This window comes from Facilibium subflavum (assembly GCF_003574485.1).
GTDB classification, from domain to species: Bacteria; Pseudomonadota; Gammaproteobacteria; order Francisellales; family Francisellaceae; genus Facilibium; species Facilibium subflavum.
This window is the reverse complement of the sequence record NZ_QLIT01000244.1, coordinates 1-1303: the sequence shown is the minus strand read 5'-3', so window position 1 is coordinate 1303 and position 1303 is coordinate 1. Positions and strand designations below refer to the sequence as shown.

The window sequence follows — 1303 nt, the reverse complement described above, 5'->3', positions numbered from 1 at the left end:
GTTCCAGAGATTAACCATAGATTTAAACGGTTATCGCATGCTCAGATTGTAACCAACAGAAAAGGGAAAAGAGCCAGCAATTTTTAAAAGTCTTCCTTTTTGATTATCGTTCATGGCATTATCCTTGTTTTCAGAAACTCTGCTCTTTAAGCAACATAACATAAAACAGGTTAAAATGCAATCATTGCATGATTGGCTAACCGAAAATTTCACTGTGCGAGCCAAGTCTTGCGAGCTTTAGAATATCATCATTTTCTTTACGATAAATTAAAAGCAAATCAGGTTTTAAATGGCATTCTCGATAGCCTTGCCAATTGCCGATCAGGTCATGGTCGCGCAATTTAGGCTCAAGTGGGAGATCATTCGCCAGGTGATTTAGAATTATGGGTAATATTTGACTAAGTTGAGTTCTATACTTGCCTTTTGATTCACGCTTATAGTCTTTTTTGAATGTATTTGCCCTTTCAATCATCCGCATTCAAATCATCCATTAGTGCGTCAATGGAATTAAACTTTTTGCCTTTTACTGTTTCTAACTCGTTAATGGCATCAAGTGTTTTTTTATTGGGCACTTTTACTTCAAAGGGTAATCGATGTTCATCGGCAACCCGGAGCATCAGTAAGCGAATAGCATCAGAAATAGACAGCCCCATTGCCTGCAATGCTTCGGCGGCTCTTTCTTTGGTATTCATGTCAATTCTTGCTCTTACATAGGTATTGTTTGTATTCATTGTCGTCTCCAATGTGTACTGTTTTTTTTAATTGTAGTCTATTTGTGACTACAAAGCAACTTTTCGACGAGAGCATTCCTAATGTAGTTGTGTTATGCTGCATTTTTATAAATATGTTGCCTAACTAGCTGCCAATCCTGAGCCCATTGATTGCTTGCTAAAGAGGTTCTAAGCTGCAACACTCTGTGTGCAGACTCTCGATTCCATTGCGCCTTGTGTTTCTTTTTAAATCGAGTATTAATAACACTCTCAACACCACTTTCTATTGCGCTGCTGGAAGTGTATTTTCATTGTGTTTGCTTGATTGTTGTGTTATGTTTTTATTATTTATTCAAAATTGGATTTGCAGATGTCAGACACAATTCGAGTTACGGTGGAAAAAATAAATGAGCAAGGTAAAGTTGTCAGTAAGGTGGTTGTTATTGAAAAAGAAATCAGCAAACCTGAAGAAATCATAGATATTGGCTTTCGTCACTCAGAGCAAGTAGATATTCTGAAATCCATACAAGATGAATATATTTCACAGCAATCTATTGATTTGAAAGACGAGCTGGATGCGTGTCCACGCGGTG

General features: G+C 37.3%; 3 protein-coding genes. 1 reads left to right on the top strand and 2 read right to left on the bottom strand.

The features are described 5' to 3' along the window. Positions 1-196 precede the first annotated feature (196 nt). A complete protein-coding gene (locus DNK84_RS12390) occupies positions 197-478 on the bottom strand; it encodes a type II toxin-antitoxin system YafQ family toxin (RefSeq protein ID WP_119344800.1) in 282 nt (93 codons plus the stop codon). Further along, positions 465-731, bottom strand: coding sequence for a type II toxin-antitoxin system RelB/DinJ family antitoxin (locus tag DNK84_RS12385; RefSeq protein WP_119344799.1), 267 nt, complete (start codon positions 729-731; stop codon positions 465-467). The genes DNK84_RS12390 and DNK84_RS12385 overlap by 14 nt, the downstream gene beginning before the upstream one ends. Before the next feature lie 349 nt (positions 732-1080). Here DNK84_RS12385 and DNK84_RS12380 point away from each other — a divergent pair. After that, the coding region (locus DNK84_RS12380) for a hypothetical protein (RefSeq protein ID WP_407920625.1) at positions 1081-1303 on the top strand (223 nt) is incomplete at its 3' end.

Bases quoted from the DNA above. Each gene is read 5' to 3' on its own strand.
- DNK84_RS12390 (WP_119344800.1), bottom strand. From the start codon at position 478: ATGCGGATGATTGAAAGGGCAAATACATTCAAAAAAGACTATAAGCGT.
- DNK84_RS12385 (WP_119344799.1), bottom strand. From the start codon at position 731: ATGAATACAAACAATACCTATGTAAGAGCAAGAATTGACATGAATACC.